18 protein-coding genes are annotated in these 24,944 nt (G+C 63.6%); 6 read left to right on the forward strand and 12 right to left on the reverse strand.

Going from position 1 to position 24,944, the window contains the following annotated elements; genetic code table 11:
• Nucleotides 1-5: 5 nt before the first annotated feature.
• Nucleotides 6-2,180, forward strand: a complete 2,175-nt coding sequence (locus GGD40_RS03100; protein WP_179742760.1) for a malate synthase G — start codon at nucleotides 6-8, stop codon at nucleotides 2,178-2,180.
• A gap of 102 nt (nucleotides 2,181-2,282) precedes the next feature.
• Here GGD40_RS03100 and GGD40_RS36625 read toward each other — a convergent pair whose 3' ends face one another.
• The 3 genes from GGD40_RS36625 to GGD40_RS03120 form a co-directional block, all read right to left on the reverse strand.
• Entirely contained in the window at nucleotides 2,283-2,801 is a 519-nt protein-coding gene (locus tag GGD40_RS36625; protein WP_184000867.1) for a hypothetical protein, read from the reverse strand.
• A 771-nt stretch (nucleotides 2,802-3,572) separates the two neighbouring features.
• Nucleotides 3,573-4,502, reverse strand: coding sequence for a UTP--glucose-1-phosphate uridylyltransferase GalU (galU, locus tag GGD40_RS03115; RefSeq protein ID WP_179704819.1), 930 nt, complete (start codon nucleotides 4,500-4,502; stop codon nucleotides 3,573-3,575).
• Between the two features lie 306 nt (nucleotides 4,503-4,808).
• Nucleotides 4,809-4,952: a hypothetical protein gene (locus GGD40_RS03120; protein WP_179704820.1), complete on the reverse strand. Its 144-nt coding sequence runs from the start codon at nucleotides 4,950-4,952 to the stop codon at nucleotides 4,809-4,811.
• A gap of 269 nt (nucleotides 4,953-5,221) precedes the next feature.
• Here GGD40_RS03120 and GGD40_RS03125 point away from each other — a divergent pair, with 269 nt between their 5' ends.
• Nucleotides 5,222-6,448, forward strand: a complete 1,227-nt coding sequence (locus GGD40_RS03125) for an acyltransferase family protein (protein ID WP_179742763.1) — start codon at nucleotides 5,222-5,224, stop codon at nucleotides 6,446-6,448.
• 228 nt (nucleotides 6,449-6,676) lie between these two features.
• Here GGD40_RS03125 and GGD40_RS03130 read toward each other — a convergent pair whose 3' ends face one another.
• The 3 genes from GGD40_RS03130 to GGD40_RS03140 are packed head-to-tail and all read right to left on the reverse strand — an operon-like array spanning nucleotide 6,677 to nucleotide 12,748.
• Nucleotides 6,677-9,127, reverse strand: coding sequence for a glycosyltransferase family 4 protein (locus GGD40_RS03130; protein WP_179742764.1), 2,451 nt, complete (start codon nucleotides 9,125-9,127; stop codon nucleotides 6,677-6,679).
• Nucleotides 9,124-10,590, reverse strand: a complete 1,467-nt coding sequence (locus GGD40_RS03135) for a flippase (protein WP_179742765.1) — start codon at nucleotides 10,588-10,590, stop codon at nucleotides 9,124-9,126. The genes GGD40_RS03130 and GGD40_RS03135 overlap by 4 nt, the downstream gene beginning before the upstream one ends.
• Nucleotides 10,591-10,645: 55 nt before the next feature.
• Complete coding sequence (locus GGD40_RS03140; protein WP_257030330.1) at nucleotides 10,646-12,748, reverse strand: hypothetical protein; 2,103 nt, start codon at nucleotides 12,746-12,748, stop codon at nucleotides 10,646-10,648.
• Between GGD40_RS03140 and GGD40_RS03145 the strand changes: the two genes are divergently transcribed.
• The 4 genes from GGD40_RS03145 to gmd all read left to right on the forward strand — a co-directional run bounded on the left by GGD40_RS03145 (nucleotide 12,720) and on the right by gmd (nucleotide 16,504).
• Nucleotides 12,720-13,157: a hypothetical protein gene (locus GGD40_RS03145; protein ID WP_257030331.1), complete on the forward strand. Its 438-nt coding sequence runs from the start codon at nucleotides 12,720-12,722 to the stop codon at nucleotides 13,155-13,157. The two genes, GGD40_RS03140 and GGD40_RS03145, sit on opposite strands and share 29 nt — an antisense overlap.
• Nucleotides 13,158-13,470: 313 nt before the next feature.
• Complete coding sequence (locus tag GGD40_RS03150) at nucleotides 13,471-14,583, forward strand: acyltransferase family protein (RefSeq protein ID WP_179742767.1); 1,113 nt, start codon at nucleotides 13,471-13,473, stop codon at nucleotides 14,581-14,583.
• Complete coding sequence (locus tag GGD40_RS03155; RefSeq protein ID WP_373565253.1) at nucleotides 14,580-15,380, forward strand: SGNH/GDSL hydrolase family protein; 801 nt, start codon at nucleotides 14,580-14,582, stop codon at nucleotides 15,378-15,380. Before GGD40_RS03150 ends, GGD40_RS03155 begins: the two co-directional genes overlap by 4 nt.
• Nucleotides 15,381-15,460: 80 nt before the next feature.
• Complete coding sequence (gene gmd, locus GGD40_RS03160; protein ID WP_179704833.1) at nucleotides 15,461-16,504, forward strand: GDP-mannose 4,6-dehydratase; 1,044 nt, start codon at nucleotides 15,461-15,463, stop codon at nucleotides 16,502-16,504.
• A 95-nt stretch (nucleotides 16,505-16,599) separates the two neighbouring features.
• Here gmd and GGD40_RS03165 read toward each other — a convergent pair whose 3' ends face one another.
• From GGD40_RS03165 to GGD40_RS03190, 6 genes are all read right to left on the reverse strand, one after another.
• Entirely contained in the window at nucleotides 16,600-17,766 is a 1,167-nt protein-coding gene (locus GGD40_RS03165) for a glycosyltransferase family 4 protein (RefSeq protein WP_179742768.1), read from the reverse strand.
• Complete coding sequence (locus GGD40_RS03170; protein ID WP_179742769.1) at nucleotides 17,763-19,031, reverse strand: glycosyltransferase family 4 protein; 1,269 nt, start codon at nucleotides 19,029-19,031, stop codon at nucleotides 17,763-17,765. The genes GGD40_RS03165 and GGD40_RS03170 overlap by 4 nt, the downstream gene beginning before the upstream one ends.
• The gene (locus tag GGD40_RS03175) at nucleotides 19,028-20,500 is read right to left on the reverse strand and encodes a glucose-6-phosphate isomerase (RefSeq protein WP_179742770.1); all 1,473 of its coding nucleotides are present in this window, start codon (nucleotides 20,498-20,500) and stop codon (nucleotides 19,028-19,030) included. The genes GGD40_RS03170 and GGD40_RS03175 overlap by 4 nt, the downstream gene beginning before the upstream one ends.
• 3 nt (nucleotides 20,501-20,503) lie before the next feature.
• Complete coding sequence (locus tag GGD40_RS03180; RefSeq protein WP_179742771.1) at nucleotides 20,504-21,658, reverse strand: glycosyltransferase; 1,155 nt, start codon at nucleotides 21,656-21,658, stop codon at nucleotides 20,504-20,506.
• Nucleotides 21,655-22,590, reverse strand: a complete 936-nt coding sequence (locus tag GGD40_RS03185) for a glycosyltransferase family 2 protein (RefSeq protein WP_035561804.1) — start codon at nucleotides 22,588-22,590, stop codon at nucleotides 21,655-21,657. Before GGD40_RS03185 ends, GGD40_RS03180 begins: the two co-directional genes overlap by 4 nt.
• A 62-nt stretch (nucleotides 22,591-22,652) precedes the next feature.
• On the reverse strand, nucleotides 22,653-24,848 hold the full coding sequence (locus GGD40_RS03190) for a polysaccharide biosynthesis tyrosine autokinase (RefSeq protein WP_179744863.1): 2,196 nt from the start codon (nucleotides 24,846-24,848) through the stop codon (nucleotides 22,653-22,655).
• Between the last annotated feature and the right edge of the window lie 96 nt (nucleotides 24,849-24,944).

Below are 24,944 nucleotides of genomic sequence, written 5' to 3' on the forward strand. Positions count from 1 at the left end.
AGTCGATGACTCAGATGAACCCGCGCGGCGGACTGCAGGTCGCCGCCAACCTCGACCAGTTCGTCGAAACCGAAGCCCTGCCCGGCACCGGAATCGACAGCGCAGCTTTCTGGTCGGGTTTCGACGCCCTCGTGCACGAGCTGGCGCCCAAAAACCGTGCGCTGCTGGCCGAGCGCGACCGCCTGCAAACCGAACTCGACGGCTGGCATCGCGCCAATCCGGGCCCGGTGCGCGATCTGCGTGCGTATCGCGCGTTTCTCGAGGGCATCGGCTATATCGTGCCCGTGCCCGCCAGCGTCAAAGCCACGACCGACCACGTGGACACCGAAATCGCCGAACAGGCCGGCCCGCAACTGGTCGTGCCGCTGTCGAATCAGCGCTACGCGCTGAACGCGGCGAACGCGCGCTGGGGCAGCCTGTACGACGCGCTGTACGGCACCGACGCGATTCCCGAGACCGGCGGCGCCGAAAAACAGAAAGCCTTCAACCCGGTGCGTGGCGCCGCGGTGATCGCCTACGCTCGCCAATTCCTCGACCAGGCCGCGCCGCTCGCGAACGGCTCGCATGTCGACGCGACGCGCTATAGCGTCGAAGGCGGCAAGCTGGTCGTCGCGCTGAAGAACGGCACGAGCGAGCTGAAAACGCCGGCGCAGTTCATCGGCTATCAGGGCGAAGAGAGCGCGCCGTCGGCGGTGCTGCTCAAGCACAACGGCCTGCACTTCGAAATCCAGATCGACGCGAACGACTCGATCGGCAAAACCGATGCCGCGCATGTGAAGGACGTGGTGGTCGAAGCGGCGGTGAGCACGATCATCGACTGCGAAGACTCGGTCGCGGCGGTGGATGCGGACGACAAGGTCCTGCTTTATCGCAACTGGCTCGGCCTGATGAACGGCGAGCTGACCGAAGAGGTCACGAAGAACGGCAAGACCTTCATTCGCCGTCTGAACGCGGATCGCGTGTACGTTGCCGCGAATGGTACGGCGCCGGTGGTGCTGCATGGCCGCTCGCTGCTGTTCATCCGCAACGTCGGTCATTTGATGACCAATCCCGCGGTGCTCACGCAAGACGGCGCGGAGATTCCGGAAGGCATTCTCGACGCCGTGATCACCACGTTGTGCGCGTTGCACGACCGCAAGCATCAACTGAATTCGCGCACCGGTTCGATTTATATCGTCAAGCCGAAGATGCACGGGCCGGCCGAAGTCGCGTTCGCGAGCGAGCTGTTCGCGCGCGTGGAAGACCTGCTGAAGCTGCCGCGCAATACGATCAAGATGGGCATTATGGACGAGGAGCGCCGCACCAGCGTCAACCTGCTCGCCTGTATCGCCGAAGCGTCGGAGCGTGTCGCGTTCATCAACACGGGCTTCCTCGACCGTACCGGCGACGAGATGCATAGCGCGATGGAAGCGGGTCCGATGATGCGCAAGGGCGACATGAAGTCGAGCGCATGGATCGCCGCGTATGAGCGCAGCAACGTGCTGGTCGGTTTGAGCGCGGGCCTGCGTGGCCGCTCGCAGATCGGCAAGGGCATGTGGGCCATGCCCGATCTGATGCACGCCATGCTCGAACAGAAGATCGCGCATCCGAAGGCCGGCGCCAACACCGCCTGGGTGCCCTCGCCGACCGCCGCCACGCTGCATGCGTTGCACTATCACCAGGTCGACGTGCAAGCGGTCCAGCAGCAACTGGAACGCACGGAATACGCACAGGTGCGCGACGAACTGCTTGACGGCCTGCTGACGGTTCCGGTCGTCGCAACGGCGCAATGGAGCGACGACGAAATCCGCAGCGAGATCGACAACAACGCGCAAGGCATTCTCGGTTACGTGGTGCGCTGGATCGATCAGGGCGTGGGCTGCTCGAAGGTGCCGGATATTCACAACGTCGGCCTGATGGAAGACCGCGCGACGCTGCGCATTTCCAGCCAGCATATCGCCAACTGGCTGTATCACGGCGTGGTGAAGCGTGAGCTGGTCGAAGAGACGTTCAGGCGCATGGCGAAGGTGGTCGACGAGCAGAATGCCGGCGACCCGCATTACCAGCCGATGGCGCCGGGCTTCGACACGATCGCGTTCAAGGCCGCGCAAGCGCTGGTGTTCGAAGGACGTCAGCAGCCGAGCGGCTATACGGAACCGTTGCTGCATAAGTTCCGGCTGGAAGTGAAGAAGCTGGGGTGAGTTTTTGCGGCAACCCACGTCTGAATTGAGGCGAGGGACGGCTGAAGAGAAGAAGGGGCGCCGCATGGTTTGCGGCGCCTTTTTTCCTGGTGCCTGTATAGATCAATCTTCAAGAGGATCGGACAGCCAGGTCCCATCGCCTTTGAGCGTATGGACCCGCTTCGTCCCATAGTCGTAGAGTAGCCACTGCTCCTCGCGTCGATCTCGCTCTTCCTGGTATGGCCAGGTCACAAGTTCTCCGCCAGGATCAAATCGAAAGATCGTCCTGAAGTCATCTGGCGAGACCTCGACCGACAGCAATATTTGTCCATCGAGGTATTGTGTTGCTTCATTGATCGTGTCGCTCGAAGCGTCGTTGTCAGCGAGTCTCGCCAGGTCCGAACTGATCGTCCAATTGCACATATATATCCAGAGATGCCATCGACCAGACACGACTACTTGACGGCGATCAGCGGATCTACGTGCTTCCAGCGACTTTGATCGAGACAAACGCGGTTCCCGAATCATCAGAAAGGGGTGACCGTACTCCAGCGTAAGGAACGACCCGACGCCCTTTCGCACATGCCAGGCAGGTAGGCCACAGATGTCCGAAAAGGCGTCTTTGACGTCATCGTGCAACATACTTTCGCCTGGTTATTGGTTGGGCAAAACATATCTATCGCTATCGCTTTGATCTCGTGGTAACCAAAGTCTTGACCAGTTATCGCGTCATGCAATGAACGACGTTGGCCTTTGGTCAAGCGAAGCTCCCTGACGATATCGCTAACCTGTTTATTTTGAGCCTGATTGTTGCCCGGCGTACCTGTCGATCCGAGACCAGTAAGCGGTGCCGCCGCCGGCTGTCGCCGAAACAAGCCGGCCGAGCGCGTCGTAGCCGTATGCGATTTCTTCAGCGCGGGCGGACGTCGTGGACATCATCACCGCCAGCAGACAAATCGCCGCACAACAACTCACGCCATGTCCCACAGTCGCACGTCCACGTACGCGAATCAAACCGGTACCGTAGCGGCTGCATTCAGAGTCCCCGATCATCGACATCTTCTTCCAATAACCTGTAGGTTGACTAACCATTTACAAGTTACTGAAAAAAGGATCCGATTCATATCAGACGGGTCTGCTTTTGCGTAGTAATTCCCCTACACGTCGACCGCTATGCTCTGGAACCCGTCGCACCCATAGTCCCCGACGGCGAACACGGCGCGCACAAAAAAAGACGGGCGCCACGTAAAGCGGTGCCCGTTTTAATGTGCGCGGTGCTGCTGCGCGTTGCTTCTGCGTGATGCGTTTGCAGCGGCCGCCGTATCCCAATCGACACGAGTCGCGCCTGGTTCAGCTCGCGTCGACCGCCGGCACCGCCTTGGGGCTCATCGAAGCCCTCAACCGTTCAAATCCTCAGGCCGCCTCAGCCGTGTATTGCGTCGCCGTGCCGGCCGCGCCATTGACCTGCCCTTTCCCCTGCATATAAGCCTGCAGATACGCCTCGAATTCCGCTTTCACTTCCGGATGGCGCAGCGCGAATTCCACCGTCGCCTTCAGATAACCCAGCTTGCTGCCGCAATCGAAACGCGTGCCGAAGTAACGATACGCAAGCACCTGCTCTTCGGTCAGCAGCGACTGCACCGCATCGGTCAATTGCAGCTCACCGCCCGCGCCCGGCTTCAGCGCGCGGATATGCTTGAAGATGGTCGGCATCAGCACGTAGCGTCCCACCACGCCGAGGTTCGACGGCGCCTTGTCCGGCGCCGGCTTTTCGACGATGCCCGACATCTTGATCACGTTGTCTTCCCACTCGCGGCCATCCACCACGCCATACGAGCGGCTGTCTTCGCGCGCGATGGTTTCGACGCCGATCACCGAGCTGTGATAGTGATTGAAGGTGTCGACCAGTTGGCTCATCACCGGCTTCGAGCTGTGCAGCAGGTCGTCGGCCAGAATCACGGCGAACGGGCTCTCGCCCACCAGCTTCTCGGCGCACAGCACCGCGTGGCCCAGCCCGAGCGCCTCGGCCTGACGCACATAGAAACAGTCGACGTTGGCCGGCTTGATGCTGCGCACGAGATCCAGCAGCTTCTGCTTGTTGCGCGCTTCGAGTTCGGCTTCGATCTCGTACGACTTGTCGAAATGGTCTTCGATAGCGCGCTTGCTGCGGCCGGTCACGAAAATCATCTCGGTGATGCCGGCGGCAACCGCTTCTTCCACCGCGTACTGAATCAGCGGCTTGTCGACGACCGGCAGCATTTCTTTAGGACTTGCCTTGGTAGCCGGCAGGAATCGTGTCCCGAGGCCCGCTACGGGAAACACGGCTTTGGTGACTTTCAGCATGGTAGGCATTCCATCGGTTAGAAATTAGAGTGTTCGCGGGCCTGGCGGCCAATCGATGTCGCCGGCAAGACTAGCAAAAAAATCAAACGGGTTCATACGTGAAAATTTTCTCGCCTCGAATAAATAATTGGATTGGATTTCGATATGTCGCATCGTGATAAACGGCCAGCAACAATTACGTATAACAATCGAATTATTTTTCAGAAATTCTGAAAATCTTACTTGTCAGGCTCAGTTGCGTGGCGCAGCGGCATGCGTAGGGTCACGCGACGCCCGGCGCCGCGGATGCCCGCCAGATCGGGTGGCTCATTCGTTCTCGTCGTGCTGGGGCAGCTTGCCCGAATTCACCCGATAACGGCGGATCGGCTCGTTGCGCAACGCTTCCCGGTAAGCGGAGGCGGCGACAAGGAGCAACAGCACGGCAATGCCGGCGAGTAAATGCAGGTTCATGACTTCACCTCGGGTCAAGAGAATCCGTCACTTAAATTAGCATGACAAAAGCAGTAAATAATTCAGTGCCGCATCTGCTTATGCTCAATTACAATTCGTCACAAAATAGCCGCCTGATTCAATTCATTCCGCAATTTTTTAGCGATTTTTTTGCCGCCGCACTGCAATAGGATGTAACGCACCGCAGGCGTGCACGGCATGCGTCCATCCGTCCGCATTCACCCGTCTATGCCTTTTACCTCTCACCTCCTTCAGACCAAGGACCGCGCATGAGCGACCCAGCACTGGATGCCGCCGGCTCATCCCTGCCGCATCTGCCGCCTTCTTCGCCACGAGCCGCCCGCGTGCCGCGCGCGCAGGACGAAGCACGCGCCGCGAGCGCCGGCAAGGAGCATGTGATCGACGCAATGCGGGGTTTCGCCGCGTTGCTGGTCGCTTATTTTCATTGCCGGCAGATCGAGTGGGTCGGCATGCAGGCGTTTCATCAGAGCGTGGGCCATTCGTTCAGCCTGAACAAGCTGGCCGCGTATCTGACCTTCCCGATTGCATGGGGCTCGGCGGGTGTGCCGATTTTCTTCGTGATTAGCGGTTACTGCATTCATCGCAGCGGCGCGTTGCGGCTCGCCGCCAATCCCGCTTACCGGCTCGACGTGGGCAACTTCTGGGTGCGCCGGTTCGCGCGTATTTATCCGGTGCTGCTCGCCGCGCTACTGCTGACCTTCGCGCTCGACTGGGTCAGCCTGCAGTTGCCGCCCGTCAGCCACAAGATCCGCGAGATCGGCCTGCAGGCATTCCTCGTCAATCTGTTCTCGCTGCAAGGCGTGGCCGGCAAGACGTATGGCTCGAACGGCGCACTGTGGACGCTGTCGCTCGAAGTGCAGTTCTACGCGATCTATCCGCTGCTGTTCGCGCTGCGCCGCCGGATCGGCATGACCAACGTGCTGGCGCTGGTCGCGGTCGTCAATGTGGTGTCGGCCTATGTGCTCGAACGGCACGATATCCAGTTCTTCACGTCGTACTGGTTTTCGTGGACACTCGGCGCGTGGATCGCCGACGCCAAAGCGTCCGGCGCGCAGCAGAACAAGCGCTCGCCGGTGTGGCTCTACGCGCTGGCCGCCGGCTTTATCGCCTTGGGCTGCGCGGCGTTCCATTTCGGTCAATACGGCGCGTTCCAGTTCTGGGCGATCGGCTTCGCGTTCTATCTGTACCGGGCGTTGGACCGCGGCAACGCAACCCAGGGCAATGCGTGGGGCACGCGCGTGCTGTCGCGCTTAGGCGATTTCAGCTTCTCGCTGTATCTGATTCATCTGCCGATCTTCGTGCTGCTGTCGTCGCTGCTGTTCCGCTCGTCGCTGCAAATGACGATCTGGCCGTCGTTCGGCTACATGCTGGTGGCCATTCCGGTTGCGTACGTGTTCTACCGGCTGGTCGAGTTGCCGGCCATGAAATGGTCGGCGAGTTTCAAACCCAAAAAAGCCACTGGGAAGCCGGCCTGAATCCCACGCGATCCCACGCGAAAAAAACGGAGCGAAAGTCCCGAGACTTTCGCTCCGCTGCGCCAACGACAGGAACCGGCCAAGCCCCTGCCTACACCCCCGCGTCAAAACCGCTTTAAAGCCCGCTTCACAGACTTGCTCCCGGAACCGTCACTGCCGGCGGCGGCATGAAAGTCCCAAGCCCCAGGAAACACTGAGGCCAGAACTTAAAGCCGCCGCCGGACCGCTTTACCGCCCCGCCACGCCCTTCAGAATCCGCGCGACACCATCCACATAGGTTGTCGTGCCGAAGCGGCTCAGCGCCGTTTGATAGCCGTTTCTGACCAGCCGGTTGCGCAGTTCGTCGTTCGAGCGCAGTTCGGCGAGCGTATCGGCGAGACCGTGCGCGTCGCCGGGCGTGCATAGCACGCCGTTCTCGTAGTCGTCGACGATCTCCAGCACGCCGCCCGCGCGCGCCGCCACCACCGGCCGCTGCGCGAGCATGCCTTCGACGATCACGCGGCCGAACGGCTCCGGCGTGATCGACGTATGAACGACAGCGTCGACCGCGCACATGCAGGCCGCGATATCGTGCTGGAAGCCGAGAAAATGCACCCGCTCGCCCAGATTGTGGGCAGCGACGAAAGCGTGCAATTCGATCTCGTACTGGTCTTCGCCGAACAGCGGTGCGCCGACCAGCACCGCGTGCATCTGCGGATTCAAGACCATCGCTTCGAGCAGCACGTGCTGCCCTTTCCAGCGCGCGAGGCGGCTGAACGAGCCGACCAGAAACGCGTCCTGCGGCAGATTCAGGCGCTGGCGCAGCGTGGCCTGCGGCACCGTGCGCAGCGCGTCGAACGGTGCGGCCGAGATGCCGTTGAACACCACGTCGACACGCTTTTCGTCGAACTGCGTGAGTTCGGTGAACGCGCGCGCCGACGCCGCCGAATTGGCGATCACATGCGCGAGACCGAACCGCGCGCACCACTTGATGATGGCCAGTTGCTTGCCGCCGAAATGCTCGGGGCTGACGATATCGCGCAGATGCCACACCACCGGGCGTCGCGCGAGCTTGCCGGCGAACGCGCCGATCACCATCGCGCGCTGGGTGTTCGCGTAGATCACGTCGGCCTTACGCGCGCGTTTCGCGGTAGCACGCACGAGCGAGACCAGGCCCTTCAGCGCCTGGCCCTTCGGTAGCGAACCGCCCTGTTTGCGCACGTGGCGCAACGCGCCCGCCTCCAGCACCTCGACGCTCGCGCCGGCTTTGGCGAGCGCCGTGCGGAACGGGCCGTCATCGAACAGTACGACCTCGATCCGCGAACGCAGCGCCTTGACGATTTCCAGCAGCGATAACTCGGCGCCGCCGAGCACGCCGCTTTGATCGACGGCCAGAATGCGCGGCGCGCCGGCCGCGGCTTCCGCCTTGTACGGCACATAGGGCGGCAGCGTCGCGGTGCGCAACGCCGGCACCGCAGCGCGTACGTGCGAGAAGAAGCGCTCGCGGAAATGCGCCGCCGAGAATTGCTCGGCGTTATGACGGCAGTCCACCGGCGAAAAACGCTTCACGTGTTCGTCGAAACGCTCCAGCGCTGCAATGATCGACTCGGCGTTCTGCTCGTCGAAGAACAGGCCGGTAGGCCGCGACTCGGACACGTCGCGCACGGTTTCGAGCGCACCGCCCTTGCCGTAGGCGATCACCGGCGTGCCGCACGCTTGCGCTTCGACCACGGAGATACCGAAGTCCTCCTCGGCGGCGAACACGAACGCCTTGGCGCGGCTCATGCGGTCCTTCAGCACCTTGAACGGCTGGTAGCCCATGATCTCCACGTTCGGCCCCGCTTTCGCACGGATTTTCTGCATGTCGGGGCCGTCGCCGATCACGACCAGCTTGCGCTCGGGCATGCGCGCGAACGCTTCGACGATCAGGTCGATCTTCTTGTACGGCACCATTCGCGAGGCAGTCAGATAGAAATCTTCCTTGTCGGTGCAGAGCGAAAAAGCCTCTACGTCCACCGGCGGAAAGATCACCTGCGCGTCGCGCTGATAAAGCTTCTTGATGCGTCGCGCGATGAATTCCGAGTTGGCGACAAAGCCATCCACCGAATTCGACGTGCGGATATCCCAGTTACGGATGTAATGCAGAATCAGCCGCGCCATGGCCGACTTCGGCCCGTTGGTCAGCTTCGACTGCTGCAGATACTGATGCTGCAAATCCCACGCGTAACGGATTGGCGAATGCACGTAACTGATATGCACCTGGTCGGGCCCGGTCAGAATGCCCTTGGCCACCGCGTGGCTGCTCGAAATCACCACGTCGTACGCGGACACGTCGAGCTGTTCGATCGCGAGCGGCATCAGCGGCAGATAGGTGCGGTATTTGGTGCGCGCGAGCGGCAGTTTCTGGATGAACGAGGTCGTGACCCGCTTGCCGCGCAGAAAGCTGCGGTCGTCGAGAAAATCGACCAGGCTGAACAGATCCGCATCCGGAAAGCACGCGACGATCTGCTCCAGCACCTTCTCGGCGCCGGCATAAGTCACGAGCCAGTCGTGCACGATCGCCACGCGTACGGTTTTATCGGCGCGCAACGCGGCGCGACGCGGCGGCGCCTGCACACCGGGTACGCTGGTGAGTTCGGCCAGTGCGCTACGCGTCGCGGGTCGCAGCACGGCTTCTTCTTCAAGGACTTCGTGGTTCATGCGCTTTTCCTCGGATTCAGTCGCAACAGCAGTGAACGCGCAAGATCGCGCAAAGCGGGGGTCATCGTGAACGACCAGGCGAGATTCGCGCCGACCATCAGCAGGCCGGCCACGATCGCCAGCGCGAGACCCGGCAGAAAACTGGCGAGCCACAGGCTGGCCAGCAGAAACGCGAGGTGGGCGAGCATGTCGAGCGCGATCTGGCGCGCGCGAATCGCGGCGAAATGCAGCAGCACCGCGTAGTCGAACAGCGCGCGGCCGGCTACCGCAACCGCCGCGCCGGTCAGACCGAAGTGCGAGATGCCGAACCACAATGCCGCCGCAAACAAGGGCAATTCGAACAAACCGACTCGCGCGGCAGTCGCCGGATGAATCTGCGACTGGATCAGAATCCGCGTCACGTTCGCCTGCCCCACGAGCCACACGGCAATGATCATGATCCGGCCCACCGGCGCGGCGACGTTAGCGATCTCATTGCCGACCCACAGATGCAGGAACGGATCGAGCACCAGCATCGCGACCAGCGCGACCGGCGTGAACACGCCGTTGAGAAATTCGAGCGACTGCTGCGTGATGGTGTCGGCGTCGGCGCGACCCACGGCGGACAAACGCGGAAACAGCGTGCGCACCAGCGCGGTCGGCACGATATTGAGCCGCGTCACGAGGTTCTGCGGCACCGTGTAATACGTGACGAAGCGCGCGCCGAGACTCGTGCCGAGCATCACGCGGTCGAGCGAGTCGGCGACCATCGTGGTGACGCTCGCAATCAGCATCCAGCCGCCGAAGTTGAACAGCCCCTTCGCGACACCGAATTGCGGCGCCCGAATACTGCGGATCTCCAGCACCTTCAGCGCGGAACGACCCAGCATCAGCGCCGCCAGAATCCGCGCGAAAACGGCGGCTGCCAGCACGTTCTGCAAGGTCGCACCGAGCCACAGCGCGGCGCCCAGCGGCAGCAACTGAAACAGGAACGTGCCGATAGTCTGATTGGTGTTGTACACACCGAAGCGCTCCGCGCCGTTGATCGCGCCGGCAAACACCCACGAGACATTGGCAATTGGAATCGCCACCGCGAGCCACGGCAGCGCCATATACACCTCGTGCTGCAACTCGGGCGACACCTTGGTGAAATACGCGGTGTACAGAAACGCGCCGAAATAGATGATCAAGCCGCCGATCACGCCGGTCGCCAGATTGAGCCACGTCGCGCTCCAGAACACGCGCACGCACTCGTCCTTGTCGCCGGACGCCCGCGCCTTCGAGATGTGATTCTGCGCGGCCATGCTCATGCCGAGATCGAGAATCCCGAAATAGCCGATCAGCGTCCACACGAGACTGATCACGCCGTAGCGCTCGACGCCGAGCAGCTTGATATACGACGGCACGGTCACGAGCGAGACGAAAGTCGGCAGCACCAGCCCGAAGAAATTGATCGCTACGTTCTTGAGAATGCCTTTGTCCATCGGATGCCCTGGTTTTGACTGCGGTTGCTGAAGCGCGCCTGAAACGGCGTGTGTTTCAAGGTTTCCACCGATACATCATGACTTTGCCGCGCGCGTCTTCTTCGACGAACACGAGGTATTCGCCATCGGCGCGCTTCGCGGCGCTGATGCCGTTGGGCACGTCGACCCAGCCGGACGCGCGGCCCACTTCGGGACCCGGCCGGATCACGCCGACTTCCTTGCCGCTGTCCTTGTCCCACACGTGCACCGCGCCGACCGGTTCGACGCCGAACAGGTATTGCCCTTCGACGGTCAGCCCGATGATCGTGGCGATGGGTTTGCTCTGCGTCTGCCACGGCAGCGTGATCGAATAACGCTGCACCGGATTGCCGCTCGACCATTTGTCGTAGCGCACCAGCACGCGGCCCACTTCCTTCCAGAAGCCGCGATCGACCGGCGTGTCCGGCGTGTAACCGGTCACGTACATGGTGTCGGTGGCCGGTTCGTAAATCGCGCGATGCAGTTCCGTGAACGGCGGCGGCACCGGGTACTGCGTCAGGTTCGAATACGAGTAGACCGGGTTGCCCTTCGCATCGAGACCGCCGAAACGGAAGCGATAAATGCCCTTGCTGTCGCGCGTGCGCCAGATATCGCCGGCGCTATCCACCCACCAACCCCAACCGCCCGCGAGCTTCGTGCCGCTCGTGTTGAGCGTGAATTCGTCGGTGTTGAACTTGCCGTCGCCGTTCGCATCGCGCCAGATCCAGTCGCCGCCCGGCGGCGCATTCGGCACCTTCGCGACCGCGCGTTCACGTCCGGCGATGAAGCCCGACGGAATCGCCGTCTCGCCGTCGTGCTGCGGATCGAAGCGATAGATCTTCAGATGGTCCGCGTACATGTCCGTCAGATACAGGAACGTGCGGCCCTTCAACTGACGGGCGATCGGCAGGCCCGGATACTGATCGGTGTGAAACACCGGATCGTCTGGATACTTGAAACGGTTCGACAGAAAGCCTGCATATTTCCAGTCCTGCCCGGCGGGCTTCGACAGATCGAGTTCGAAACGCTTGTTGCCGGTATAGACGCTGTCGGGGCGCGCCGGATCGATCCACGCACCGTCGACGAACAGTAGCCCTTGCACCTGCCAGTTGCGCTTGCCGTCCGCTGCGTAGCTTTCGAGCGTCGCGCCGAGGCCGGCCCCGATCGGGTCGTAGCGCGGCCCGATGCCGTTGGTCGATACATAGACGTTGCCGCGCGCATCCACGCCCACGCCGGTCAGTCCGTTGAAGCGCTGCGGCCCGGGTTTGCCGGCGACGCCGCTGAAGATCCCGCCGCGCTCGCCGAGCGAGCCCGACTCCGCATAGCGGCCATTGCTTTTGCTGAAGAACAGCACCTGCTGACGCGGGCCGTTGTCGGCGATCAGCAGGCGGCCTTGCGCGTCGACGGCAATGTCGACGGCCACCGTGTCGGCCGGCAACGTCAGCGTCTCGTCGATGCGCTTGCCCGCGGACGTGTAGTGCTCGACGTGCGGCGCGCGATCGTTGCGCGTGCCGCTCAAGACCCACAGCGTGCCGTCGGGCGCGAGTGCAATGCGGCCCGGTTCGTGCACGCTCCAGGTGGTTTTCTGTTGCATCGATTCGGCGTCGTACACCTCGATGCGATCGCGCGCGGTGTTGGCCGCGTAGAGCGTGCTGTCGTTCGCCGCCAGGCCGCCGATCTCCGCGCTCGTGCCGGTCGGCACTTCGTTCATCATCAGGAAACCGGCCGCCAGTTGCGCGTGCGGATCCGCGGCCTTCGCGGCGGGCTGGAACGGCGCGGCGAGCTTCGGGTCGGCAATCTGCCGCCGCGAAATGCCGAACCACTGCTTGCCCTTCTCCGGCCAGACGCCCTGCTCGACCAGCCGCCCTTTTTCATTGCCGACGCCGATCGCGACGAACGCATACTTGCGGTTCACCGCGATCGCGCTGCCGCCGCTATTGCCCCAGCCGTGCGTGCCGCCCGCGAAGCCGAGCATCTTGCCGTTCTGATAAACGCTCGCTTCAGCGCCGCTTTCGTCCCACGGTGCGTTCGTATAGACCTTGCCGTCGGGCGCGACCGCGATCGCGGTGATGTTGATCTGCGCCCAGGTGCCGTCGCCGAAACCGAAGGTATTGCCGATCCATGAGGTCTTCGCGTTCAACGCGGTTTCCGCGCCGGCCGTGACGCTGAGCGATGCCGCGGCGAATCCGGTGGCACAGGCGAGCACAGCGAACCAGCTTTTGAACGTGAAACGGCGCAAGGTATTTCCTCCAGTCAGCGCGGCGCCGCGCGCGGACCTACGCCCGCGCGGGCAACGAAAGAAGCAGAACAAGAACGTGAGACCGGGTCGTGCCATCCGGCACGCAAGCGAAACAGCAGGACAACGTGAGCAGAGCAACGCGGTGGATTGCCGTGAACGGTCTGCGCGTGCGGCGCACGCGTCTTCCTTCGCCACCCAATCCGCACGGCTCACATTACGCGGAAAAAACCTCGCGACGAAAATCGAAAATAATTCAAAAATATTCGACGCTTCAAGCATCCTGAAAGAAATCGATTTAAAAATCGATTAACCGGAAATTAACCGCACCGCACCTCTTCATCCGCACGTTGCGATTCATCTTTACCGATGCCATGGCACGGCAGGCTGCACTTATTACGCGCTGCTTCATCGGCGCGACAAGCCTGAACACAAGCATAAAAATCCATTGCGAATGGATAACGAAACACCCTGTTGCAAACTGATTCATTTATCCAATTCATTCCCGTTTTTTCGCGATTTTCTTTTCCCTAGAATCAATTGCACTTTCGTTGCGACGCGAAGCGGGCGTGCCTGCGCTGTGCCGACCCTCGCGCGGCTTCCCCGCTTCACACCATGGACGGTTCATGACTGCTAGCGCACTGCCCTCAGCACCCTCTCACTCTCGCCGCATCGTGCAGCTCGATGGCCTGCGCGCCATCGCGGTGCTCGCCGTGTTCGCGCAGCACGCCTTAAAAGCGCCGCTGTGGATGGGCGTCGATCTGTTTTTCGTTCTAAGCGGTTTTCTGATCACCGGCATCCTGCTCGAGCGCAAGGCGCGCCAGCAGTCGTATTTCGGCTATTTCTACGCACGCCGGGCGCGCCGCATCCTGCCGCCTTATGTGCTGCTGATGGTGGTGTCGTCGGTCCTGTTCGGCTTCGGCTGGGCGCAGCACTGGCAGTGGTATGCATTCTTCGCGACCAATATCGGCGACGCGCTCAATCAGAGCGGTCACGACAGCCTGAATGTGCTGTGGTCGCTGGCGGTCGAAGAGCAGTTCTATATCTTCTGGCCGTTCGTGATCCTGCTGCTGCCCGAGCGTGTGCTCGGCTACGTGGCGGCCGCACTGATCGTGCTGGTGCCGCTGCTGCGCGGGTTCGCCACGCCGTGGTTCGATTCGTTCTGGCCGATCTATTACCTGACGCCGTTCCGCATGGACCTGCTCGCGGCCGGCGCGTTGCTGGCGGTCGCCGTGCGACGCGATCGCGATGCGCTCGAACCGTACAAGGGTCTCGCCGTGCTTGGGTTTTTCGCGGCGCTCGCCGTGCTGGCCTGGCTGCACTTGCACTACCCGCGGTTTCGCGCGGCGAATACGCCGCTGTCGAACGCCGGGCTCTATAGCGTTTCGCTGGTGCTGTGCACGTCGGTCGTGGTGATCGCGTTGCAGAGCAAGGGCATCGTCAAGCGGCTGTTGTGTAATCCCGTGCTGGTCTATATCGGCACGATCAGCTACACGATCTATCTGATTCATCTGAGCGTGCTGTACATGCTGTGGCCGCTGCAGCTCAACCGTTTTCTGACCGCCGCACTGGCGCTCGCGATCACGCTCGTCTACGCCAGCATCACGTGGTTCGCGTTCGAGAAGCGGCTGATTTTCGGCGCGGCGAACGGCCACGCGCCGGCGCCGGCAGGTGGCGCGTCCGGTGTCGGTTCCGGCGTGACCGGGGCCGCGCCGGGTGCGCCGCAAAGCCGCGCATGAGTCGCCGCGCAGGGTTTGCCGCGATCGCGTGGACGTGGATGCGGATGCAGCCGTGGTCCGCTGTGGCGACGCTGGCCTGCGTGACCTTGATGGCTCACGCTAACCGCGCCGATGCAGCGCAAGCCTCATCCGCGACGCTGCCCGCCAAGGCCGCGCAGACGCAGGTACTGATCGAAGCCTACGGCGATTCGACCACGCTCGGCATCACCTGCAGCGACGGCCACTGCGGTCCGCAGTCGCGCAACGCCGTCTCGTATCTGCAGGACGATTTGCAGGCGCGCGTCGGCGAGCGGGTCCTCGTCACGAACTACGGCGTGGGCGGCACGATGGCCACCCAGTTGCGCGACGGCACCGGCAATCGCCGCGCCGGTCCGACTGCCGGTCTGCCGTGGCAGACGCGTTTGGCCACGTCGCCCGCGCAGATCGTGCTGATCAATTACGGCATCAACGAAGTCATGCAGAACCAGACGCCCGAGCAGTTCTACGCGGCCGAAACGGCGCTCGTGACAAGCGCCCGCGCGCTCGGCAAGCAACCGGTTCTGCAGACCTCGAACCCGATGCCCGACAACCGTCTCAATGCACGGCTCGCCGCGATGGTCGCGATGACGCGCCGGGTGGCCGCCGAACAGCAGGTGCCGCTGGTCGACCAGTTCGCGTACGTGAGCAGCTTGCCGGACTGGAAGACGCTGATGTCCGACGGCGCGCACCCGAAGCCGGACCTGTACCGCCTGAAGGCGGAACAGGATTGCCGCGTCGTCGAACCGATGGTGCGGCGACTGCTGGACGGCACACGTTGAGGCATTTTTTCAGGTCGATGCGCCTTACCGGGCGCGAGTGTTGATTGTTTTTTCTCTTTTACCAATATTGAAGGCGAGCTATGAGCCAACCACGCAAAGCGATCATCACGGGCGTATCCGGACAGGACGGCGCCTATCTCACCAAGCTGCTGCTCGACAAGGGCTACCAGGTGACCGGCACCTACCGGCGCACGAGCTCGGTCAACTTCTGGCGCATTCGTGAGCTCGGCGTGCTTGCTCATCCGAATCTGCGTCTGGTCGAACACGATCTGACGGACCTGGGTTCGACGCTGCGCCTGCTCGAAGGCGCGCAGGCCGACGAGTTGTATAACCTCGCGGCACAGAGCTTCGTGGGCGTGTCGTTCGATCAGCCGGTGACCACCGCGGAAGTGACGGGCGTCGGCGCGCTGAATCTGCTGGAAGGCATCCGCATTCTGAATCCGAAGACCCGCTTCTACCAGGCGTCGACATCGGAAATGTTCGGCCTCGTGCAAGCCGTGCCGCAACGCGAGGACACGCCGTTCTATCCGCGTAGCCCGTATGGCGTCGCCAAGCTGTTCGCGCACTGGTCGACCATTAATTATCGCGAGTCGTACGGTCTGTTCGCGAGCAGCGGGATTCTGTTCAATCACGAATCGCCGCTGCGTGGCCGCGAATTCGTCACGCGCAAGATCACCGACACCGTCGCCAAGATCAAGCTCGGCAAGCAGGACGTGCTGGAACTCGGCAACCTGAGCGCGAAGCGCGACTGGGGTTTCGCGCTCGAATACGTGGAAGGCATGTGGCGCATGCTGCAGGCCGATCAGCCGGATACCTTCGTGCTCGCCACCGGCCGCACCGAGACGGTTCGCGATTTCGTGCGGATGGCCTTCGCCGGGGCGGGCTATCAGTTGGAATGGTCGGGCAAGGATGAGCGCGAAACCGGTATCGATGTCGCCACCGGCAAGACGCTGGTGCGCGTGAATCCGAAGTTCTATCGTCCGGCCGAAGTGGATCTGCTGATCGGCTGCGCCGACAAGGCCCGCGACACGCTCGGCTGGAAGCCGGAAACGACGCTGGAACAGTTGTGCCACATGATGGTTCATGCGGACCTGACGCGTAACGAACAGCACGAGACGTTCTGAGTTGATGCGAAGGCGGGCTCACTGCATCAGCAGGGAGCCCGCCTGGATGCGGCAGCCGGGCCGCCTAAGCGCCCCGCCATCGCTTCACGTCCCCCTCAATGCACCCCACCCGCCGCGATCGCTTCGGCATACACCGCGGCGACCCGCTTCGCGATCACCGAGTTATCGAAGTTCTCCCGCGCATAACGGCGGCAAGCATCCGCATCCGGCAGCTTCAACGTGCCGTTCAACGCGCCAGTCAGTCCCGCCGCGATCGCCTTCGCGCCGGTCTCCGGCAGCACCAGATCCGGCGACAAACCCGCCACGGCTTCAGGTAAGCCGCCCACCGGCGTCACCAGCACCGGCGTGCCCGACGCCAGCGACTCGACCGTGATCAGCCCGAAGCCTTCCAGCGCCACGGTCGGCACCACGCTGATATTCGCCGCGCGGTACAACGCCGCCAGATGCTGATCGGGCACGAAGCCCAGCAGCTTGACGTTATCTTCCAACCCCGCCGCGCTGATCCGCGCCTGCAATTCGCCTTCGAGCCGCCCCTTGCCCGCGATCAGCAACAGCACGTCCGGCGCGCTCTGCTTGAGCAACTGGATCGCGTCGATCAGATCTTCGAGACCCATGCGCCGCACCAGCCGTCGCACCGCCAGCACGATCGGCCGGTCTTGCGGCAATTGCAGTTTCAAACGCGCTTCGGCGGGCGTGATCGGCAGATTGAACTGCTCGACGTCGACGCAACCCGGCACCACGCGCACACGCTCCGGCGCGATGCCGTAGCGCGACGTGAGGATCTTGCCGAACGCCTCGGACAACACGATCAGCCGCGACGAGCGCGCATACACCGACTGCTCCAGGTAACGCTTGGCGCGCTGGCCGAGCGAGTCGGCGCCTTCCACGTGGCTCTCGTCGGCCCACGGTCCCTGAAAATGCGAGACCTGCGGAATCCCGCGCGTCACGTCGAGCCCCGGAAAGGTATACAGCGCGAAGTGCGACGAGATCACGTCGGGCCGCGACCGGCCGATTTCCTCGCGCAATGCGCGGCGCGCCGCCATCAAGCGGAACGGCAACGATTGCGCGGCGGAGCCGAACCCGTTGATCGCGCCGCCGGTGTCTGCGGCGACTTTCGCCGAGCCGGCCACCACGCCGCGCACCGCGACGCCCGCACCCGGCAGCGCACCGACCAGCGAGTAATACATGCGGTCGAGGCCGCCCGCGCGCTCGGGAAACCAGTGCATCCCGATTTGCAGCGATTTGATTGAACTCGTCGTCATGATTGATGCCCCTGTGCGTTCTGTGAGTTGTGATGGTCAAGCGACGCCTTCTGTCCCGCCAGCGTGTTCAGCGTCAGCGCATCGGTCTTCGCGACCGCCGCCGCTTCCGCCTCGCTGCGCCGGCGATTCTGCTGCTGCCCCGCGAGTTGCCGGTACAGCGCGATGTACTGCTCGGCCATCCGCGCCCAGCCGAAGCCGGTGGCGAGTTCGTTGGCGGCGACACCCATCGCGCGACGCGCGTCATGATGCTCGGCGAGACGCGCGACCGCGCGCGCCAACGCCGTGGGATCGTCCGGGTCGTCGAGCACGATCCCGCATTCCGGCGTGATGATTTCGGCGCCGCCCGCAGTGCGTGCCGTGACCACCGGCAAGCCCGCCGCCATCGCCTCGAGCAGCGACAGGCTCATCGCTTCATAGCGCGACGGAAACACGAACGCGTCGACCGAATGCATCAGCACCGGCATGTCCTTCACCAGCCCGAGAAAATGCACGCGATGCGCAATACCCAGCGCCTTCGCCTCGTCCGGATACGGGCTGCCCGGCAGAAAACCGGCCACCGCGATCTGCACGTAGTCGGGCAGATGCTTGAGCGCGGCGAGCACGGTGCCGAGATTCTTGCGCGGCGTGCGCAGATCGCCGACGAACAGCAGCAGGAACGCGTCCTTCGGCAAACCGAACTTCTCGCGGTCGCCGGTCGCAGCGGCGAAGCTTTGCGTGTCCACGCCGTTGTAGATCACATCGACGCGGTTGTCGGGCGTCAGGCCGATCGCGCGGATTTCGTCGGCGACTTTCTGCGACACCGCGGTGATCACTTTCGAGCGCCGGTACGCCCAGCGTTCGAGCAGCGCGTTGCAGCGCGTGTAGACCGACTGATACGCGGACCACACGCCCTTGGTCAGCCCGAACGGGTAGTACTTGCTGCCGAACCAGCCGCTATGCACGAAGTGCGAGGTATTGACGTCGGCGGGCACCCACGTGATGAAGCCGTTCACGTGCAGCACGTCGTATTCGCGGCGATGCGCGCGCAGCCACAGCGTGCTTTTGAGGGCGAACACCTGCTGGCGCAGCAGATTGGTGGGCCACCAGCGGCCCACTTTGATCTGCGCCCAGCGAACGTTCGGATGCGCGAGCAGATCCGGCGCGACGTGCGAGGCCACCAGCGTGACGCCGATGTTCTCGTCGAGTGCGGCCCGCGCAATCTCGTGGTTGACGCGCCCCTGGCCGTCGTTATGGCGCACGACGTGCGTGACAATGGCAACTCTCAATCAGTGCCTCCATGGAAAAGTAGCGTGCGTCTGCGGTTGATTTTTTCGTAGTGCACCGCGGATAGGATCGAAAAAACACTCATGAACAGCAGCAGCCCGCCCGTACCGACCAGCGAATTGGTGAACACCAGCATCGCGAAGGTCGCGAGACTCAGGCTCAGGCAGGCCGAGACGAACTTGTCGTTGCGCAGCTTGAACGAGGCCAGCACCGCACGCACCACCAGCCAGACGATGCCGGACATGTAGAGCAGCGTGCCGGGCCAGCCGAGCACGAACGGGATATTCATCACGCCGCTGTCGAAGTTGCCGTACTGGCCGAGCTGGCCGCCGTCGTTCGAGAGCTTGGTCGAGGTGCCGGTCGCGCCCATGCCTTCGCCGGAGACGTCGGTAAACGCGGTTTTCGCGAAGGTCGCGTAGAACTCGTTACGCGCGGCGTAGCTCTGGTCGTCGTTCAGATTGACGATGGTGGTGAGCCGCGCCTGCATCCGCTCGGCAACCGGGCCGACCGCCAGCAGCGGCACGCACAGTCCCGCCAGCAACACCGCGCTCGCAACGATACGCACCCGCACCTTGTTGTTCGACTTGACGAGTTGGACCAGCAGCGCGATCACCCAGCCGCCCCACGTGGAGCGCACGAGGCTCAGCGCGAACGCGAAGAAGCCGAGCGCCGCGGCGATCCAGCGCACCCGGTGGTTTGCCGCCATCACGTAGACCATCGCGCCCATCATCGCGAACGCGAACGGGCCCGACGAATTCATCGTGCTGAACACGCGCACGCCCATCGGCACCGGGTCGCCTTGCGAGTTCATCTGCGAGCCGAGCATCCACAGTGCGTCCCACGGCGGCATGATGAAAAACTGCACGAGGCCGTAGCCGCCCATCACCAGCATGCCCCAGATGAACGTGTTGACGATGGTGTCGCGGTACTGCGGATACTGACGCGTGTGCGCCATGATGTGAAAGCCGATCAGGATCGGATACAGCCAGTTCGCGAGGTCGTAGGTGGCCGCCAGCGGCCCGCTCGACATCACGCCGACCATGAACGCGTAGATCAGGCCGAGCAGGATCAGCAGCACCGGCAGGCCGCGCCGTTGCGCGAGCAGCCGGTAGTAGCGCAGCAGGGAAAGCGCGCTGATCATCGTCACCGCGAGCGGCGCGACCTGGATCAGGCTGGTAGGCGTGAATGCGCCTTTGGACCAGTCGGCGAGACGCCGTACTTCGGGGCTCAGAAACCACAGCCACCACATGAAGCCGATGTAGCGCGCCGGGCTCTTGAAATACAGCCACAAGCCGGTGAGGATCGCCAGCACCGGAAACGCGAGCGTCAGCACCGTGCCCTGATGCGCGATGATCAGCACCGCCGTGATCAGCCACAGCAAGGCCGGCGGACCCCACTCCTGCGCCCCGCCGGACCTGCTGCGTCCCGCGCGGTTCGCGCCGGCCGGGGCGGTGTGCGTGATGGTCGACATCGCTTAGAGACCTCCGCGTGATTCGCGCGCGGCGGGACGCGAGGTTTGCGCCCTCGCCTGCGGCTGCGTGCGAGCGGCGCGCGCGCGCAGCATCTCCTGCGTGATCCGCACGTGCTGCATCGCGTAGTGCTGAGTGGTCAGGTCGCGCGCCAGCAAACCGGCCGCCGCCGCTTGCGCCTGACGCAAGCCGTCTAGCGGCGATGCGGCGAGCTGGTCGACCGCTTCGCGCAGCGCCTGCGGATTGAACGGCGGAATATAAAGCGCCTCGCCGGCCGGAAAATAATCCTGCAACGCGCCAACGTTGGTGACCACCATCGGCTTGCCGACGGCCGCCGCTTCGAGCATCACCGTGATCCCCGAGGCGTGCGAATTCGGCCGCAGCGGCACCACGATCAGATCGGCCCAGTCGTACAACTCGTGCTGCTTTTTAATGCCCGAAAACAGCGCGATCTCGACGTTCGGCGCGCGCAGCGACGCGGGAATCCGCCGCCGCGTCGCGAGCTTGACGGTGTAGCGCGGATCGTTGCCGAAGGCCTTGATCAGCGTTTCCCAATCGCGGTCGCGATCGTTGCCGATGGCGGCAATGCGGATCGGCGCATGCGGCAGCCACTCGGTCGGCGTCTTCACCGGGAAGTCCTGCGTGTTCAGCCCGTACAGCAGTGGGGTCGCGTCCCGATCGAAATAACGCTGGCACAGCGCGGCGTTTTCAGTGGCGAGCGTGGTTAGTTGATCGGCGCGGCCCATCAGCTTGCGATACAGCCAGCTACGCAGAATCCCGTACGAAGGCCATTTATCGAGCAGCCACACGCTTTGCGCGAGCAGCAAGGGGGAAGCCTCGGCCCCGGCCTTGCGGCCGCTCAGCAGCAGCATCAGCGCGGCGGACAGCCATTCCTGCTCGGTATGCGTCCAGATCACGTCCGAGCGCAGCATCTCGGCGCGGTTGCGCCACGTATGGATGAAATCGAACCCCAGCACCGCCTTCAACGCACGCCGCAACAGCCGCACCGGCTTACTCTCGGGCGCGTCCTGCGAATAGCTCAGCGCGAAGCCGTCTGACTGCGCGTGGTGATAACCGTACAGACAGCCGATGTTGTCGCCCGGCCGGTAAAAGCGCGGGTCGGCGCCGTAAAACAGGTGAACGTGAACGTTTGTACTCATGCGGCCACTCCGCTTCGCGCCCGGCGCGCCTCGTGCGCGCCGCCGCGCACCGCGCGCCAGCGCGACAGCTTCACCCCGGCCTGGTTCGACAGCAGCGCAAGCGCCGCATGCGTGAGTCCCGGATAGGCCCGCGTGCCGACCAGCGTCCACCACCACCACGCGGTTTCGCGGTGCAGCGGCGGCAACTGGTCGCGCAGGATCAGATGGAAGTTGAACGCGGCATTGCGCAACGCCGCCATGGTTTGCGCGTTGCGCCCGTCTTCGTCGAAACGCTCGGCGGGAAAGTGGTCGACCGCGACGCGCGGGTCGTACACCAGCTTCCAGCCGGCGCGCTTCACCGCGAGGCTGAAGCCCATGTCGTTGTGAGCCTGCGCGCCCGCGCCGCGCAAGCGCGCGTCGAAGCGGATCGTGCGGATCGCGTCGCGGCGGTAGCTCATGTTGGCGCCCTTCAGAATGTCCACTTCGCGCGCACCGCCGGCGCCGAGATGATGATTGCCGATGATCTTGCCGGACGCCGTGACCTTGCCCACCCGTTGCCGCTCGCCATCCAGCACGCGGCCTCTTTCGTGCACCCAGTCGCGCCCGCCGAGCGCGCCGAGGCGCGCATCGCTTTCGAACGCGGCGGCGATCCGGGCGACCCAGTCGACGTGCGGAGCGGCATCGTCGTCGGTGATCGCGATCACGTCGCCGCTGGCCGCGTCGAGTCCGCGGTTGAGCGCCGCGACCTGGCCGGGCGCCTCGACCAGCGCCACCGACAGCGGCAGCGCACCCGGCACCGCCGGATCGCGCAGACAGGTGTGGGTCGCCTCGTCGTCGGCGCGCGCCACCACGACCACCTGGTCGGGCGCGCGCGACTGCCGTTGCAGCGCCGCGAGGCAGCGCGCCAGATCGGCCGGGCGGCGATAAGTCGGAACCAGTACCGTCACTTTCATCGTGATGTCCTTTTGTATCGTCATTGCGCGAGGGTCGGAAAAACCCGGGAAACGCGTTCCGCTCAGGCGCTCAGGTATTCCTGCACCGCCGCGTAGCCACGGTCGTAGCCGCCGCGCGAACGCGGCATGCCGTTGAAAATGCCGCCCTGCACATGCACGCCGGCCGCGCGCAGACGCTTCAGCGCGTCCTGGATCTCGCCTTCGCTGTGCACGCCCGAGCGCATCACGAAGAAGGTCGAACCGGCATACGCGCCGATAATCGACGCATCGGTCACCGCCAGCACCGGCGGCGTGTCGATCAGGATCACGTCGTAGCGTTTGGCGAGACCGTCGAGGTATTGCGGCAGCCGCGGCGACATCAGCAGTTCCGACGGATTCGGCGGACGGCGGCCGCACGAGATGAAGCTCAAGCCTTCCACGTTCGAACTGCGGATCGCTTCTTCCAGCGAGATCTGGCCGCTCAGCAACTCGGACAAACCGTTGTCCTGCACGCCGCCCAGATAACGTTCGAGCGCGCCGCGCCGCATATCGCCGTCGATCATCAGCACGCGCTTACCCGAATGCGCGAGCAGCACCGCGAGGTTGACCGTCAGGAAACTCTTGCCGACGCCGGCCATCGGGCCGGTCAGCATGATGATGCGATTGCGCGCGTCCATCATCGTGAACTGCATGGAGGTGCGCAGGCTGCGCAGACTTTCGACCGTGATGTCCTTGGGCCGCGCATTCGCCAGCACCGAACGCAGACGTTCGCCGCCGCGTTCGAACGCGCTTTCCAGCACCGCCTGTTCGGCGCTCAACGGCACGAGGCCGAACACCGGCAGATGGAACGCACGCTCGATATGATCCGGATCGTCGATCCCCTTGAACATATTGCGGCGCAGGAACACGAAGCCGGTGCCCGCGATCAGGCCGAGAATCACCGCCGCCGACAGAATCAGCACCTTCTTCGGCTTGACCGGCGCGCCGGGGCGCAACGCGGCGTCGACGATATGCACGTTGCCGCCCGTGCCCGCTTTCTGCACCGACAATTCCTGCACGCGGTTCAGCAGCAGCACGTAGATGTCTTCCGCCACTTTCGCATCGCGCTGCAACTGCACGGCCTTCACTTCGGTGGCCGGCAGATCGCGGAAACGGTCCGCGTATTTGGCGCGCTGCGCTTCCAGTTCGGCCATCTGTTGACGCGCGGCCACCAGCATCGGATGGTCGTCGCCGTAACGCTCGCTGAGCTGCGTCATCTGCAGACGCAAACCGGCGATCTGCTGCTCGTACTGCACGCTGCCTTCCAGGTACACCTTGGCTTCGTCGCTCGCGTTGATCGAGCCGGACTGGCGCTGATACGCGGTCAAGGCGGCTTCCGCGCGCTCCAGATCGGCCTTCAGACGCGGCTCTTCGCTTTGCAGGAAGTCGAGCATCTTGATCGCGTCGGCCTGCTTGTTCGATACGTGCTGGCGCACATACGACTGCGCCAGCGCATTGGCGACCAGCGCCGCGTGTTCCGGGCTCTTGTCTTCGAGCGAGATCTGGATCACGCCGGTCTGCTTGCCCTGCTCCTGCACGGTGATCGCCGACTGGAACGCGGTGATCGCGTCGAGGTCGTTGGCGCGCACCACGGTGAACTGCTCGCCCGGACGCGCGACCAGTTTATTGACCTGCATCGTCACGCCGCCGCCCTGCGCCTGCTGGCCGACCTGGCCGCGCAGCAGCAGCGCGCCGTTCCCGGCGAACAGCTCATAGTGCTGGTCGTCGACCACCTTCAGCGCGAGCTTCTGGCCTTCGAGCGCGGGCACAACGTCGATCGAATCGACGTCGGCCACATCGCCGCCCCATCCATACGACGACAGACCCAGCCACGGCTTCGCCAGTTGACCCGGCGCGGCCAGCTTGGCCGAAATACTGCCGAGCAGCGGAAACGTCTTCGGCGTGACGCTGAAGTTCAGCTTCAGGTCCTGCACGACCGGGCCGACCACGCCACGGCTCTTGATGATTTCGATTTCGGCGTCGGTCGGCAGCGAGGTCGAGCCGGTGGTGATCGCCGCGCCCGTTTGCGTCTGCGTGAGCGCCTGCGACGTGTTGTCGGATTGCTCGACGCGCACGTGCGCGTCGGCCGAATAGATCGGCTTGGCGAGCAGGCAGTAAGCACCGGCAATCGCGACGATCACCGCGGCGATCGCGATCAGCCACCAGATGTCGTCGAGGATCACCTGGATCAGTTGCCCGAGGACGATGTCCTCTTCTTCGGTCCGGACCGGACCGCCCATGTGTGGAGAGAGTTGATTGCTCACAATTCGCTTCCCGTATCGGTTACATCCACGTTTGCTTCGGTCCCGCGTCACCCCGCCGGTTGACGGGGTGAC

This window comes from Paraburkholderia bryophila, assembly GCF_013409255.1.
In the GTDB taxonomy this organism is placed as follows: Bacteria; Pseudomonadota; Gammaproteobacteria; order Burkholderiales; family Burkholderiaceae; genus Paraburkholderia.